Genomic DNA, 15082 nt, shown 5'->3' on the forward strand with positions numbered 1-15082 from the left:
GACGGATGACATGCACGCCACCGCGCCCGCGAAGACCGCCTTTGTCCTGACCGGCGGCGGCAGCCTCGGCGCGGTACAGGTGGGCATGCTAAAGGCGCTGCACGACGCCGGCATCGCGCCCGACCTGGTGGTGGGGGCATCGGTGGGTGCGATCAACGCGGCGTACTTTGCCGGTGCGCCGGATGCCGAGGGCATCGCGCGATTGGAGCGGCTGTGGTCTGGCGTGCGCCGCGAGGACGTGTTCCCGTTCACCTATCTGCGCGCATTGGCGTGCCTGCTGGGGCATCGCGATCATCTTGCCGTGCCGTCCGCGCTGCGGGCGCTGCTCGAAGCGGAGCTGCCGTATCGGAAACTGGAGCAGGCCGCGCTGCCGTGTCATGTGGTCGCGACCGACGCACTGGACGGCACCGAGGTGACGCTATCGCAGGGTGACGCGGTGGAGGCGCTGCTGGCGAGTGCGGCGGTGCCCGCCGTGTTCCCGTCCGTGACCATTGGTGAGCGCCCGCTGATGGACGGCGGCATCGCAATCGGCACGCCGATCGCGGTGGCCGTCGGACTGGGCGCCACGCGCGTGGTGGTGCTGCCAACCGGCACATCGTGTGCGCTGGAGTCGCCGCCGCGCGGTGCGCTGGCGATTGCCCTGCACGCGCTGAATTTGTTGACGATGCGACAGTTGCTGGCCGACATCGACCGGTACGCGGCGCGTTGCACGCTGGTTGTAGTGCCGCCGCTGTGCCCGCTGGACATCCACGCGTACGACTTCACTCAGTGCCGCCACCTGATCGAGCGCGCCGACACGGCCACGCGGCACTGGCTGCGCCATGGCCTGCCGGAGCAGGATCCACATTGGGCGTTGACGCCCCACCGACATGCCAGGAGGTGATGCATGGCCCCGATCTTCGCCCTCCAGCGGTTCGTCGATGCCCAGCGGGACACGTATGACGACGCGCTGGAGGAGCTCCGCGGCGGTCGCAAGCAGTCGCACTGGATGTGGTTCGTGTTGCCGCAGTTGCGTGGCCTTGGGCGCAGCCCGATGGCCGAGCGCTACGGCCTGGCCGACGCGGAAGAAGCACGGGCGTACCTGGCTCATCCGGTGTTGGGGCGTCGGTTGTTGGAATGCGTGCAGGCCATGATGGGCCATCGCGGAGCCACTGTGGAGGAGATCCTTGGTGCTGTGGACGCGATGAAGTTCCGCTCGTGCCTCACGCTGTTCATGAGCGTGGCTCCGCATGTGCCGGAGTTCGCGCAGGCCATGCGCCAGTTCTACGACGGCGTTCCCGATGCGCGCACCTTGGAGCTGTTGTCCGATCACAAGCATTGAGTTCATGCGCGCTCCTGACACGTTCCGCGCTGAAGCGACGAGACGCTCCCTCCGCGAAGGCCACTTCACGCAACTGAACCGGCAGCAATCGTTAACGCGAGGTCGCGAGCTTCGCCGCATTCATATCACCGGGCCTTTCCGCGTTGATCCGTACCTTGGATCGCGTCGCCATGTGCGGCTTCGCTGCAATCGCAGCGGCCCTGTCCAGCCATGGACCCAGCAGCAAAGGAGTCTGACCTGATGAAGCACAATACCTACACCGAGCACTTCCAGAAGACGTACAACAACACGCCGTACTACCGTAAGGACATGGCGTGGGATGATTACGAGCCGGCCTACCGCTACGCCGAGAAAAGCTACAACACACGCGCTGGTCGTACCTTCGACCAGATCGAGAACGATCTGGAGCGGGGTTGGGACAAGGCCCGGGCCACCTCGCGCCTGGCCTGGAATGAAGCCAAGGAGGCCGTGCGCGATGGCTGGCACGTGCTGGAGCGCGCGATGCCAGGTGACGCCGACCGCGACGGTCGTTGATCCTGCACGACCGCCAAGAAGAAAGGCGCCCTTGAGGCGCCTTTCTTCTTGTGCCTCCCGCCGTTCAGATCATCGTGCTGCGGGCCTGTTCAGTGCGTGATGCACTGGTTTCCGCCTGCGTGGATGCGAAGGTGAGTGTGTTCGTGCACGTGTGCTTGCCTGTGCGGCGGACGAGTGACTCGCCCGCCGCACCCGCTATTTATGTCACCAGCAGGCGATTCACCCGCTGGATGAACGCGGCAGGGTCGTCCAGCGCGTTGCCCTCGGCCAGTTGCGCCTGTTCCAGCAGCAGCAACGCGAGGTCCTCGCGGCCCATGCCGTCCTGCTGGCCCTCCAGCCGCTTCAACAGCGGATGGCCGGGGTTGATCTCCAGCACCGGCTTGCTGACGGGCACCGGCTGTCCAGCCGCGCGCAGCAGTTGCTGCAGGTGCAGCGAGACGTCGTACTCCTCCAGCACCAGGCAGGCGGGGGAGTCGGTCAGGCGGGTGGACACGCGCACGTCCTTCACCCGGTCGCCCAGCAGGCCCTTCACGGCCTCGACCAGGGGCGCGGCGGCCTTGGCGTCGGCTTCGCGCTTTTCCTTGTCCTGCGGGCTGTCCAGGTCGCCCAGGTCGAGGTCGCCCTTGCCGACGTGGCGCAGCGGCTTGCTGGCGTACTCGTGCAGGTGGCCGATGGCCCAGTCGTCGATGCGCTCGTGCAGCAACAGTACCTCGATGCCGCGGGCGCGCAGCGCTTCCAGCTGCGGGCTGTTGCGCGCGGCGTTCCAGCCATCGGCGGTCAGGAAGTAAATCGCCTTCTGGCCCGCCTGCATGCGCTCCACGTAGGCATCCAGCGAGGTCAGGTCGTCCGCCTTCTCACTGCGCGTGGAGGCGAAGCGCAGCAGCTTGGCGATGCGTTCGCGGTTGCCGTGGTCTTCGGCGAGGCCTTCCTTCAGCACGTTGCCGAACTCGCGCCAGAAGCCCTCGTACTTGTCGGCCTCGTCGCGCGCCACCCTGTCCAGCAGGTCCAGCGTGCGCTTCACCAGTGCGGACTTCAGCTTGTCCAGCTGGCGGTTGCCCTGCAGCAACTCGCGCGAGACGTTGAGCGGCAGGTCGTCGGAGTCCAGCACGCCGTGCACGAAGCGCAGGTAGGCCGGCAGCATTTGTTCGGCCGCGTCCATGATGAAGACACGCTTGACGTACAGCTTCAGGCCGCGGCGCTCGTCGCGGTTGTACTGGAAGTCGAACGGTGCCTTGCTGGGCAGGTACACCAGCGAGGTGAAGTTCTGGTTGCCTTCCACCCGGTTGTGGGTCCACGCCAGCGCCTCGTTGAAGTCGTGGCTGATGTGCTTGTAGAAGGCCTGGTAGTCGGCGTCGCTTAGTTCGGCCTTGGGGCGGGTCCACAGCGCGGAGGCCTGGTTCACCGCTTCCAGTTCGCTGACGTCCTCGGCCTTTGCTTCATCACTGGCATGCTCGTCGTTGCCCCACTTTTCCTTGGGCATGCGGATCGGGAAACCGATGTGGTCGGAGTAGCGGCGCACCAGCTCGCGCAGGCGCCAGCCGTCCAGATACTCGTCCTCGCCATCCTTGAGGTGCAGGGTGACGGTGGTGCCGCGGGCGACGGTGTCCGCCGGTTCCAGCGCGAATTCGCCTTCGCCGCTGGAGGTCCAGCGCCAGGCCTCGTCCGTACCGGCGCGGCGGCTTTCCACCACCACCTTGTCGGCTACCACGAACGCAGAGTAGAAGCCCACGCCGAATTGGCCGATCAGCTGCGCGTCGGCCTTCTGCTGTGCGGAAAGCGCCTCGATGAACTTGCGCGTGCCCGAGCGGGCGATGGTGCCGAGGTTGCCGATCAGCTCGTCGCGGCTCATGCCGATGCCGCTGTCGCGCAGGGTGAGCGTGCGCGCGTCCTTGTCCCAGGTGATGTCGATGGCCAGCTCGGGCTGGTCACCGTACAGGGTGGCGTCCTGCAGGGCTTCGAAGCGCAGCTTGTCGCAGGCGTCGGCGGCGTTGGAGACCAGTTCGCGCAGGAACACGTCCTTGTTGGAGTACAGCGAATGCGTGACCAGGTGCAGGACTTGCTGGACCTCGGCCTGGAAACGGTGGGTTTCGGTCTGGGTGGTCATGGCCTTTGGGGGCATGGAGGGATCTGCCGTGAACGTGGGTGCCGGCAGGCGGATTTCAAGCGCCAGAAAGCAGAAGCCCCGCACGGGGCGGGGCTTCTGTCGTGTTGCGGGCGGGTGGCTTACGCCTCCACTTCGTCCTTGTACGCATCCACCGGGATGCATGCGCACATGACGTTCTTGTCGCCGTACACGTTGTCCACGCGCGAAACCGGCGGCCAGTACTTCTGCTGCTTGAGGGTGGCCAGCGGGAACACGGCGGCCTCACGGCTGTAGCCGTGGGTCCACTCGGCGCCCATCACCATGGTCGCGGTGTGCGGGGCGTTCTTCAGCGGGTTGTCCTCGGCGTCGAGCTTGCCTTCCTCCACCGCGCGGATCTCCTCGCGGATCTGGATCATCGCGTCGATGAAACGGTCCAGCTCGTACTGCGATTCGCTTTCGGTCGGCTCCACCATCAGCGTGCCCGACACCGGGAAGCTCAGGGTGGGGGCGTGGAAGCCGAAGTCGATCAGGCGCTTGGCCACGTCCTCGGCACCGATGCCGGTGGCGTCCTTCAGCGGGCGCAGGTCGAGGATGCACTCGTGCGCCACCAGCCCGTTGCGGCCGGTGTACAGCGTCTTGTAGTGCGGGGCCAGGCGCTTGGCGATGTAGTTGGCGTTGAGCAGCGCCACCTGGGTGGCCTTGCGCAGGCCTTGGCTGCCCATCATGGTCACGTACATCCAGCTGATCGGCAGGATGCTGGCGCTGCCGAAGGTGGCCGCCGACACCATCGCGCCGTTGCCCACGCCTTCGGTGCGTGCGCCGTCAGCGCCAAACGCCTTGGGCAGGTACGGGGCCAGGTGCGACTTCACCGCGCACGGGCCGACGCCCGGGCCGCCGCCACCGTGCGGGATGCAGAAGGTCTTGTGCAGGTTGAGGTGCGACACGTCGCTGCCCCACTTGCCGGGCTTGGCCACGCCGACCAGCGCGTTCATGTTGGCGCCGTCGGTGTACACCTGGCCGCCGTGGTCATGCACGATCTTGCAGATCTCGACCACGTCCTCCTCGAACACGCCGTGCGTGGACGGGTAGGTCATCATGATCGCGGCCAGGCGGTCGCTGTACTTCTCGGCCTTGGCGCGGATGTCTTCCACGTCCACGTTGCCGTTGCTGTCGCACTTGGTCACGACCACGGTCATGCCGCACATCTGGGCCGACGCCGGGTTGGTGCCGTGCGCCGATTCCGGGATCAGGCAGATGTCGCGCTGGGTCTGGCCGTTGGCCTGGTGGTAGGCGCGGATGGCCAGCAGGCCGGCGTACTCGCCCTGCGCGCCGGAGTTGGGTTGCAGGCTGACATTGTCATAGCCGGTGCACTCCACCAGCATCTTTTCCAGGCCGTCGATCAGCTCGAAGTAGCCCTGGGTCTGCTCGGCCGGGGCCAGCGGGTGGATGTTGCCGAACTCCGGCCACGTCACCGGGATCATCTCGGCGGTGGCGTTGAGCTTCATGGTGCACGAGCCCAGCGGGATCATCGTGCGGTCCATCGCCAGGTCCTTGTCGGCCAGCGAGCGCAGGTAGCGCAGCAGCTCGTGCTCGCTGTGGTGCGTATTGAAGACCGGGTGGGTCAGGAACGCGCTGGTGCGCAGCAGGCCGGCCGGCAGTTCGTCGGCGGTGCTGGCGTCCATCACGTCGATGTCGGCGATGGTGGCGCCGAACAGCCCGGCGATGGCGACGACGTCATCGCGGGTGGTGGTCTCGTCCAGGCTGATGCCCACGCTGTTGCCGTCGATGCGACGCAGGTTGATGCGCGCGGCCTTGGCCTTGGCGTGGACGGCCTCGGCATCGACGCCCAGCACGTGCAGGGTGTCGAAGAAGTCCGGGCCCACGGTGACGCCGGCAAAGCGCAGCGCGCCGGCCAGGATGCTGGCCAGGCGATGGGTGCGGCGGGCGATGCGGACCAGGCCTTCCGGGCCGTGGTACACGGCGTACATCGAGGCCATGACGGCCAGCAGCACCTGCGCGGTGCAGATGTTGGACGTGGCCTTCTCGCGGCGGATGTGCTGCTCGCGGGTCTGCAGGGTCAGGCGGTAGGCCGGCTTGCCTTCGGTGTCCACCGACACGCCGATCAGGCGGCCCGGCATGGAGCGCTTGTAGGCGTCGCGGCAGGCCATGAACGCGGCGTGCGGACCGCCGAAACCGAACGGCACGCCGAAGCGCTGGGTATTGCCGACCACGATGTCGGCGCCCCATTCGCCCGGCGCGGCGATCAGGGTCAGCGCGAGGATGTCGGTGGCCACGGCGACGAGGCCGCCGCGCGCGTGCACGGCATCGGCCAGCGCCTTGTAGTCGTTGACCTGGCCGAAGGTGTTGGGGTACTGCAGCAGCACGCCGAACGCGTCGGTGGTGATGGCGTCGGCGTCGTCACCGATGACCAGCTCGATCTCCAGCGGCTCGGCGCGGGTCTTCAGCACTTCCAGCGTCTGCGGGTGCACGCCGTTGGAGACGAAGAAGACATTGGACTTGCTCTTGCACGAGCGCTTGGCCAGCGTCATCGCCTCGGCGGCGGCGGTGGCTTCGTCCAGCAGCGACGCGTTGGCGATCTCCATGCCCGTCAGGTCGGCGCACATGGTCTGGAAGTTGATCAGCGCCTCCATGCGGCCCTGCGAGATCTCGGCCTGGTACGGCGTGTACGCCGTGTACCACGCCGGGTTCTCCAGCACGTTGCGCAGGATGACGTTGGGGGTGTGGGTGCCGTAATAGCCCTGGCCGATGAAGCTGCGGAAGACCTGGTTCTTGTCGGCGACGGCGCGGATCTTGGCCAGCGCTTCGACTTCGGTCACGGCCTGCGGCAGGGCCAGCGGCGTGGCGGACTTGATGGACGCCGGGACGATGGCGTCGGTCAGCGCTTCCAGCGAGTCGTGGCCGACCACCGACAGCATTGTGGCGATTTCGGCGTCGTTGGGGCCGATGTGGCGCTCGATGAAGGCATCGTGGTGCTCAAGCGCGCGCAAAGAGGGGTTCTGGCTCATGGAAGGGCGTCCGAAGGCATACGTGCGGTGCCGCACGCGAGGCGCCCCTCTGTCCTTTTGCCTGAGAGTTTGCAGCACCCGGGGGAGGGTGGAGACGCTGCTTGCACCTTCGGCGCCGGGTTGGACCGGTCTCTCCAGAGTTGCTCGCACGGAGTGGTACGGGGGCCTGAGCGATTACGGGCGTTACGCCTTCGGCAGCGGCCGGCCCGGTCAAACCGGGTTGCCGCTTCTCCCACCGCGTGCATGGAGCTTAGTGATTATACCCCGGCCGGAACGGTGGGGAGTTCGACCGCTAATTCGATGGCGTCCCCGCCTTCCGTACGGCAGGTCAGGGTACCGCCATGGGCCTCGGCGATGGCTCGGGCGATCGGCAGGGACAGGCCCAGGCCGCCATCGCCGGGCTCGGGCCACGGGTGCAGCAGCAGTTGCTCGCAGTCCAGGTCGCCCGCGTTGCTGAACGGGATCAGCCGAGACAGTCGCACCCGGTTGGGAGACGGTACCGTGACATACACATCACCGGGCTGCCGATTGGGGTCGAGGTGCTGGGTCAGCAGGATGCGCAGCAGTTGGCCCAGGCGCAGCGAGTCGCTCCGCACCACCGCGGACTCGGCTTCCGGCGTGACATGCACGACCGGCGGCGGGCGCAGCCCGAAGGTGACGTTGGCCAGCAGCATCTGCAGTTCGTGCGGTTCCTGGCGGACGATGAGGCGGCCCTTCTCGGCGCGCATCCAGTCGCTGACCTCGTCGATCATGCTGCCAAGACGCGCGCATTGGCGGTCCACCACGTCCAGCAGCTCGCGACGGTCGGCCTCGGCCAGGCCGGGATCGCGCAGCAGCCTCGCCGCCGTGGTCAGCGGCGAGAGTGGTCCGCGCAGGTCGTGGGCCAGCCGATCCATCCAGGCGGAGCGTTCGGAGGTGGTCAAGGGGGCGCTCATTCGGGCAGGGGATGGCCCGCAAGGATCCGCCGGATGGCGTCAACGTCAGGTGGTTTCACCACATGGGCCTCGAAGCCGGCCTCGCGGGTGCGGGCCCGGTCCTCCGGCTGGCCCCAACCGGTGATGGCCACCAGCCGCAGCGTATCGCCATGGCGGTCCCGCAATGCACGGGCCACCTCATAGCCGCTGCGGCCGGGCATGCCGATGTCGAGGAAGGCAAGGGTAGGTGCGTAGTTGTCCACCGCCGTCTCCACCGCCAGGGGGTCGTACAGGGCGATGGCGTCCTGTCCCAGGACGCGCAGCATCATCGCCAGCGTGTCGGCGGAGTCGCGGTTGTCGTCCACCACCAGGATGCGGTGTCGAGGCAGCTTCGCGGGAGAGGGGGGCACCGGGGCATCGGTTGGTTTGGTGCTGTTGCACAGGGGCAGCAGCACCTCGAAGGTGGTGCCCTTGCCGGGGCCCGGGCTGGTCACGCTCACCTTGCCGCCGTGCATCTCGGTGAGCTGGCGCACAAGGGTGAGGCCGATTCCCAGACCGCCACGGGTGCGTTCCACGCCGGTGTCGACCTGACGGAACAGCTCGAACACGGTGTCGAGCTGGTCGGCGCTCAGGCCGATGCCCTGGTCGCTGATGCGGACCACGGCGGTGTCGTCCTCGCGATGGGCCTCCAGCTGGATCTGACCGCCGGGATCGGAATACTTGGCCGCATTGTTGAGTACGTTGGCGAAGACCTGCGCCAGCCGCTCGGGGTCGGCATGCAGCGGCAGTGCGTCAGTGGGCAGGATGGAGGTGAAGCGGTGGCGGCCGGTCTGGATGGCGGGGGTGGCGATCTCGATGGCGGTGGCCAGCACGTCGGCAAGGGTCGTGTCGCGCAGGCGCAGCACCAGCTTGCCGCGGGTGACGCGGGCCACGTCCAGCAGGTCGTCGATCAGGCGCACCAGGTGGTACATCTGCCGTTCCATGGTGTCCTGCAGCGGATCGGCGTGGCCGTCCAGTCCGATGCGTCGGATGGACAGGGCGTTCTGCAGTGGCGCCAGCGGGTTGCGCAGCTCGTGCGCCAGGGTGGCGAGGAACTCATCCTTGCGCTGGTCCGCATCGCGCAGTTGCTGCTCCATGCGTTGACGCTCGGCCACCTCGACCTGCAGCTCGGCGTTGCGCAGCGCCAGCGCCTCGTTGGCCTCGCGCAGCGATTGGTTGAGTGTCTCCAGTTGCGCGGCCTTTTCGCGCTGCAGGGCCTGGTTGTCCGCCGCCAGGCTCTCGTTGAGTGCCTGCAGTTCGCGCCGCTTGCGGTGCAACTCGGCCAGCACCTCCACCTTGCTGCGCAGGATCTCAGGGATCACCGGCACCATCACGTAGTCCACCGCGCCGAGCTTGTAGCCGCGCAGGCGGTCCATGTCGGTCACGTTGACCGCGGTGACGAAGATGATGGGCGTCTTCTCGAAGCGCGGGTGCTGGTGGATCAGGCTGGCGGTCTCGAAGCCGTCCATCTCGGGCATGTTGACGTCAAGCAGGATCACCGCGAAATCGTCAGCCATGAGGCGCTTCAGCGCCTCCATGCCGGAGTTGACCGACACCAGGGTCTCGTTCAACGGCTCTAGGATCGTGCGGTACGTCAACAGGCGTCCCGGCTGGTCATCGACCAGCAGGATCTTCACCGGCGCCTGTGGCGCATCGGTGCCCATCGCGCTGGTCGGGGTCAGCGATGCAGCCATTGGCGCAGTACTCCCAACAACTGGTCGGTGACCACTGGCTTGGCCAGGTAGTCGGATGCACCGGCCTCCAGGCATTTCTCGCGGTCGCCGGACATCGCCTTGGCCGTCAGTGCCACGATCGGCAGGGCGCGCAGGTCGGGGTTTCGACGGATCTCGCGCATCGTGTCGTAGCCGTCCATGCCCGGCATCATGATGTCCATCAGCACCAGGTCGATGTCGCCATCGCTGGTCACCTTCTCGATGGCCTCCTGTCCGTTGCCGGCGCTGACCACGTGCATGCCGTGACGCTCAAGCACGCTGGACAGGGCGAAGATGTTGCGCACGTCGTCGTCGACCACCAGCACGCGCTTGTCGGTCAGTGCTTCGTCGGACTCGTGCAGGCGCTGCACCATCTTCTGCTTGCCCGGCGGCAGGTCGGCGATGACGCGGTGCAGGAACAGCGCGGTTTCATCCAGCAGGCGCTCGGGCGATTCCACGCCCTTGATGACCACGCTGCGCGCGGCCTTGCGCAGGCGGCGGTCCTCGTCGGCGGTCAGGTCCTTGCCGGTGAACACCACGATGGGCAGGTCGTGCAGTTCCGGTCGCGCCTGGATGCGGTCGATGAGTTCGAAGCCGTCCATGTCGGGCAGGCGCAGGTCGAGCACGGCGCAGTCGTAATTGTCGTGTAGCAGACGCTCGAGTGCCTCCGTGCCCGTGCCGACCGTGTCGACGGAAATGTCGTCGTGGCGGACCAGTTCTTCGATGCTCATGCGCTCGCCAGCATCGTCTTCCACCACCAGCAGCTTCTTGACCCGGGGCAGGGTGAACTGGCGGATGCGCTCCAGCGCTGCGCTTATGGTCTCCGACGTGGCCGGTTTGGCCAGGTAGGAGAACGCACCGCGCTCGATGCCCTGGTGGCGCTCCTCTTCGACGGTGACGATCTGCACGGGGATGTGGCGCGTGCCGGAGTCCTGCTTGAGCTTGGCCAGGACGGTCCATCCGAGCATGTCGGGCAGGAAGATGTCGAGTGAGACCGCCGTGGGATGGTAGTCATGCACCAGCTGCAGCGCTTCGGCACCGGTGTGTGCCACCAGCACGCGGAAGCCGCTGTGGCGGGCGAGGTCGCGCAGCACGGTCGCATAGCGCGCATCGTCTTCCACGATAAGCAGCGTGGGCTCGCCTTGCGTGACGAACTCGCGGTCGTCCGGCACCGCTTCGCGCGGCGGCGCCGGGGGGAGTTCCGGCAGTGGCGATAGCGCCTGCGCATTGGCTGCGCGCACGCTGTGGGTGTGGTCGGCGCCCACGTAGTTGAGCGGCAGGTACAGGATGAACGTGCTGCCTTCGCCCACCTTGCTGGACAAGGTCAACTCGCCTCCCAGAAGGCCGGCGATTTCGCGGCTGATGGCCAGGCCAAGGCCGGTGCCGCCGTACTTGCGCGACGTGCCGGCGTCGGCCTGCTGGAAGGCCTCGAACACGATCTTCTGCTTTTCGGGAGAGATGCCGATGCCGGTGTCGGTGACCTCGAACGCCACCACCATGGGTACCTGCGACAGGATGTCGTGCTCGGGGTGCCAACCGCGTTTGGCGGGGTAGGCGCGCAATCGCACGCTGCCTTGTTCGGTGAACTTGAAGGCATTGGACAGCAGGTTCTTCAGGATCTGTTGCAGGCGCTTGGGGTCGGTGCTGAGCGAGGAGCCCAGCGCCGGATCGATCTCCACGCTGAAGTCCAGCTGGCGACGTTCGGCCTCGTGGCGGAAGCCGCGGAGCAGGTTCTCGCGCAGGTGGGTGAAACGCAGGTCCTCGCTTTCGACGGTGACGGTGCCGGATTCGATCTTGGACAGATCCAGGATGTCGCTGATCAGGTGCAGCAGGTCGGTGCCCGCAGCGTGGATGGTCTTGGCGAACTCGATCTGGCGGCTGCTGAGGTTGCTTTCCGGATTCTCCGCCAGCTGCTGACCGAGGATCAGGATCGAGTTGAGCGGCGTGCGCAACTCGTGCGACATGTTGGCGAGGAACTCCGACTTGTAACGCGAGGTGAGCGCCAGCTCCGCGGCCTTTTCCTCCAGCGCGCGCCGAGCCTGTTCGATCTGCAGGTTCTTCTGTTCCACCTCCGCCTTCTGGTCGGCCAGCAGGGTGGCCTTGAGCGCGATTTCCTCGTTGGTCTGCTGCAGTTCGGTCTGCTGCGACTGCAGTTCCTTGGCCAGCTGCTGGGACTGGGCCAGCAGGTGCTCGGTCCGCATCGTCGCTTCGATGGTGTTCAACACGATGCCGATACTGCCGGACAGCTGTTCGAGGAAGGCGCGCTGCGAGCGGGTGAACTCGCCCAGCGAGGCCAGTTCCAGCACGGCCTTGACCTGGTCTTCGAACAGCACGGGCAGCACGACTACGCTGCGCGGCACCGCGCTGAGCAGGCCGGATTCGATCTGCACGGTGCCCGGAGGAACGTCCTCCACCAGGATCAGACGCCCCTCCGCGGCGCACTGGCCGATCAGGCCTTCGCCAATGCGCAGCGTACGCTGCGCGGGGGAAGTGGTGGCGTCCGCGTAGCCCGCGAGCTGGCGCAGATAGGGTGTGTGCGACCCGCTGTCGCCTTCCACCACGTACATCACGCCCTGCTGGGCGTTGACCAGCGGCGCCAGTTCCGACAGCAGCATGCGGCCCAGTGTGATCATGTCGCGCTGGCCCTGCATCATGTCGCTGAAGCGGGCGAGGTTGGACTTCAGCCAGTCCTGCTCGCGGCCGCTTTCGGTGGTCGCGCGCAGGGTGCCGATCATCAGGTTCATGTTGTCCTTCAGGTCGGACAGCTCGCCGCGCACGTCCACGGTAATGGAGCGGGTGAGGTCGCCTTGGGTCACCGCGGTGGCGACCTCGGCAATCGCGCGTACCTGCGTGGTCAGGTTGGCTGCCAGCTGGTTCACGTTGGCGGTGAGGTCCTTCCAGATGCCGGCGGTGCCGGGCACATTGGCCTGGCCTCCCAGGCGGCCTTCCACGCCCACCTCGCGGGCTACCGAGGTCACTTGGTCGGCGAAGATGGCCAGCGTGTCGGTCATCGAGTTGATGGTGTCGGCCAGCGCGGCGATTTCGCCCTTGGCCTCCACGGTCAGCTTCTGGTGCAGGTCGCCGTTGGCGACCGCGGTCACCACCTTGGCGATGCCGCGCACCTGGGTGGTGAGGTTGGTGGCCATCGAATTGACGTTGTCGGTCAAGTCCTTCCACGTGCCCGCGACGCCGGGTACGCGTGCCTGGCCGCCGAGCTTGCCTTCCGTGCCCACCTCGCGCGCCACGCGGGTCACTTCCGCGGCGAAGCCGTTGAGCTGGTCCACCATGGTGTTGAGGGTGTTCTTCAGCTCAAGGATTTCGCCCTTCGCATCCACCGCGATCTTGCGCGAGAGGTCGCCCTTGGCCACCGCAGTGGCCACTTCGGCGATGTTGCGCACCTGCGTGGTCAGGTTGGACGCCATCGAGTTGACGTTGTCGGTGAGGTCGCGCCACGTGCCTGCGGCGCCCGGCACCTCGGCCTGGCCGCCCAGCTTGCCCTCGGTGCCCACCTCGCGCGCCACGCGCGTGACTTCCGAGGCGAAGCCGTTGAGCTGGTCCACCATGGTGTTGATGGTGTCCTTGAGCTCGAGGATCTCGCCCTTTACGTCCACGCCGATCTTGCGCGACAGATCGCCCTTGGCCACCGCGGTGGTCACCTCGGCGATGTTGCGCACCTGCGCGGTCAGGTTGGAGGCCATCTGGTTGACCGAGTCGGTCAGATCCTTCCAGGTGCCGGCCACGCCCGGAACCTCTGCCTGGCCGCCCAGGCGTCCCTCGGTGCCCACCTCGCGTGCCACGCGCGTGACCTCCGATGCGAAGCCGTTGAGCTGGTCCACCAGCATGTTGATGGTGCTCTTGAGCTCCTGGATCTCGCCGCGCACGTCCACGGTGATCTTGCGTGAGAGGTCGCCCTTGGCCACCGCGGTGGTGACCTCGGCAATGGCGCGGACCTGCGTGGTGAGGTTGGAGGCCATCGCGTTGACCGAGTCGGTCAGGTCCTTCCACGTGCCGTCCACGCCGGGCACGACGGCCTGGCCGCCCAGGCGGCCTTCGGTGCCTACTTCGCGCGCCACGCGCGTCACTTCCGCGGCAAAACCGTTGAGCTGGTCCACCATGGTGTTGATGGTGTTCTTCAGCTCCAGGATCTCGCCGCGCACGTCCACGGTGATCTTGCGCGACAGGTCGCCGCGCGCCACGGCAGTGGTCACGTCGGCGATGTTGCGAACCTGCAGGGTCAGGTTCGAGGCCATCGAGTTGACGTGGTCGGTGAGGTCCTTCCACGTCCCGGCGACGTCGGGCACCTGCGCCTGGCCGCCGAGGCGGCCCTCGGTGCCCACTTCACGGGCCACGCGCGTCACTTCCGAGGCGAAGCCGTTGAGCTGGTCCACCATGGTGTTGATGGTGTCCTTCAGCTCCAGGATTTCGCCGCGCACGTCCACGGTGATCTTGCGCGACAGGTCGCCCTTGGCCACCGCGGTGGTCACCTCGGCGATGTTGCGCACCTGGCTGGTGAGGTTGGAGGCGAGCGAGTTGACCGAGTCGGTCAGGTCCTTCCACGTGCCGGCCACGCCGGGCACGATGGCCTGGCCGCCCAGCTTGCCCTCGGTGCCTACTTCGCGCGCCACGCGCGTGACTTCCGAGGCGAAGCCGCGCAACTGGTCCACCATCGTGTTGATGGCCTCCTTCAGCTGCAGGATCTCACCGCGCACGTCCACCGTGATCTTGCGCGACAGGTCACCGTTGGCCACGGCGATGGTGACCTCGGCGATGTTGCGCACCTGGGCGGTCAGGTTGGACGCCATCTGGTTGACCGAGTCGGTGAGTTCGCGCCAAACGCCCGACACGCCCTTGACCTTCGCCTGGCCTCCCAGCAGTCCAGCGGTGCCCACCTCCAGCGCCACGCGCGTGACCTCGGAGCTGAATTCGCCCATCTGGTCGATCATGCGGTTGACGATCGTGGCCGACCGCAGGAACTCGCCCTGCAGCGGGCGGCCGTTGGATTCCAGCGGTACGGTGCGGGTCAGGTCGCCCTTGGCCACGCCGGCGATGGCCTCGGTGATGGTTTCCACCGGACGCAGCAGGTCGTCGACCAGTTCGTTGACCGAGTGTTCCATGCCGCCCCATGCACCTTCACGGTGGTGTAGCGCGATGCGCTGCCGAGTCTGGCCTTCGCGACCGACCTTCTGGCCGACACGATCCAATTCGGTGGCGAGGCGACGGTTGGCCAGGACGATGTCGTTGAAGGCTTCGGCCAGCTTGCCTTCGATGCCGTCCCAGTGGGCGGGCAACTGCACCGAGAAGTCGCCGTGACGCACCGCCTGCATGGCGGCGAGAATCATCGGCAGCGGATCCTGGTGCGGTTTGGAGGGAGCGCGAGGCCGCGTCGCGCGGCGGGGTGTGGCGGTTTGAGTCACAAACGTCCCCTGGAAACAACGCTGTTGTTCAGGTAGGTG

8 protein-coding genes and 1 riboswitch are annotated in these 15082 nt (G+C 66.9%); of the genes, 3 read left to right on the top strand and 5 right to left on the bottom strand.

What is annotated here, in order from left to right:
• The first annotated feature begins 10 nt into the window (after positions 1 to 10).
• The 3 genes from N800_RS04195 to N800_RS04205 all read left to right on the top strand — a co-directional run bounded on the left by N800_RS04195 (position 11) and on the right by N800_RS04205 (position 1855).
• Entirely contained in the window at positions 11 to 883 is an 873-nt protein-coding gene (locus tag N800_RS04195) for a patatin-like phospholipase family protein (protein ID WP_052107905.1), read from the top strand.
• 3 nt (positions 884 to 886) lie between these two features.
• Positions 887 to 1321, top strand: a complete 435-nt coding sequence (locus N800_RS04200) for a DUF1810 domain-containing protein (RefSeq protein WP_036135260.1) — start codon at positions 887 to 889, stop codon at positions 1319 to 1321.
• A gap of 240 nt (positions 1322 to 1561) precedes the next feature.
• The gene (locus tag N800_RS04205; protein WP_052107906.1) at positions 1562 to 1855 is read left to right on the top strand and encodes a hypothetical protein; all 294 of its coding nucleotides are present in this window, start codon (positions 1562 to 1564) and stop codon (positions 1853 to 1855) included.
• A 199-nt stretch (positions 1856 to 2054) separates the two neighbouring features.
• Here N800_RS04205 and htpG read toward each other — a convergent pair whose 3' ends face one another.
• The 5 genes from htpG to N800_RS04230 form a co-directional block, all read right to left on the bottom strand.
• Positions 2055 to 3959 carry a molecular chaperone HtpG gene (gene htpG, locus N800_RS04210; RefSeq protein WP_036135261.1) on the bottom strand — a complete coding sequence of 635 codons (1905 nt, stop codon included), beginning with the start codon at positions 3957 to 3959 and terminating at the stop codon, positions 2055 to 2057.
• Between the two features lie 119 nt (positions 3960 to 4078).
• A complete protein-coding gene (gene gcvP, locus N800_RS04215) occupies positions 4079 to 6964 on the bottom strand; it encodes an aminomethyl-transferring glycine dehydrogenase (RefSeq protein WP_036135262.1) in 2886 nt (961 codons plus the stop codon).
• Positions 6965 to 7003: 39 nt separating this feature from the next.
• Positions 7004 to 7112, bottom strand: a riboswitch (glycine riboswitch).
• A 109-nt stretch (positions 7113 to 7221) separates the two neighbouring features.
• On the bottom strand, positions 7222 to 7887 hold the full coding sequence (locus tag N800_RS04220; RefSeq protein WP_198032468.1) for a sensor histidine kinase: 666 nt from the start codon (positions 7885 to 7887) through the stop codon (positions 7222 to 7224).
• A gap of 8 nt (positions 7888 to 7895) precedes the next feature.
• The gene (locus N800_RS04225; RefSeq protein ID WP_198032469.1) at positions 7896 to 9611 is read right to left on the bottom strand and encodes a response regulator; all 1716 of its coding nucleotides are present in this window, start codon (positions 9609 to 9611) and stop codon (positions 7896 to 7898) included.
• Positions 9596 to 14968: a HAMP domain-containing protein gene (locus tag N800_RS04230; protein WP_084087192.1), complete on the bottom strand. Its 5373-nt coding sequence runs from the start codon at positions 14966 to 14968 to the stop codon at positions 9596 to 9598. The genes N800_RS04225 and N800_RS04230 overlap by 16 nt, the downstream gene beginning before the upstream one ends.
• Positions 14969 to 15082 lie beyond the last annotated feature (114 nt).

Source organism: Lysobacter daejeonensis GH1-9 (assembly GCF_000768355.1).
GTDB classification, from domain to species: Bacteria; Pseudomonadota; Gammaproteobacteria; order Xanthomonadales; family Xanthomonadaceae; genus Aerolutibacter; species Aerolutibacter daejeonensis.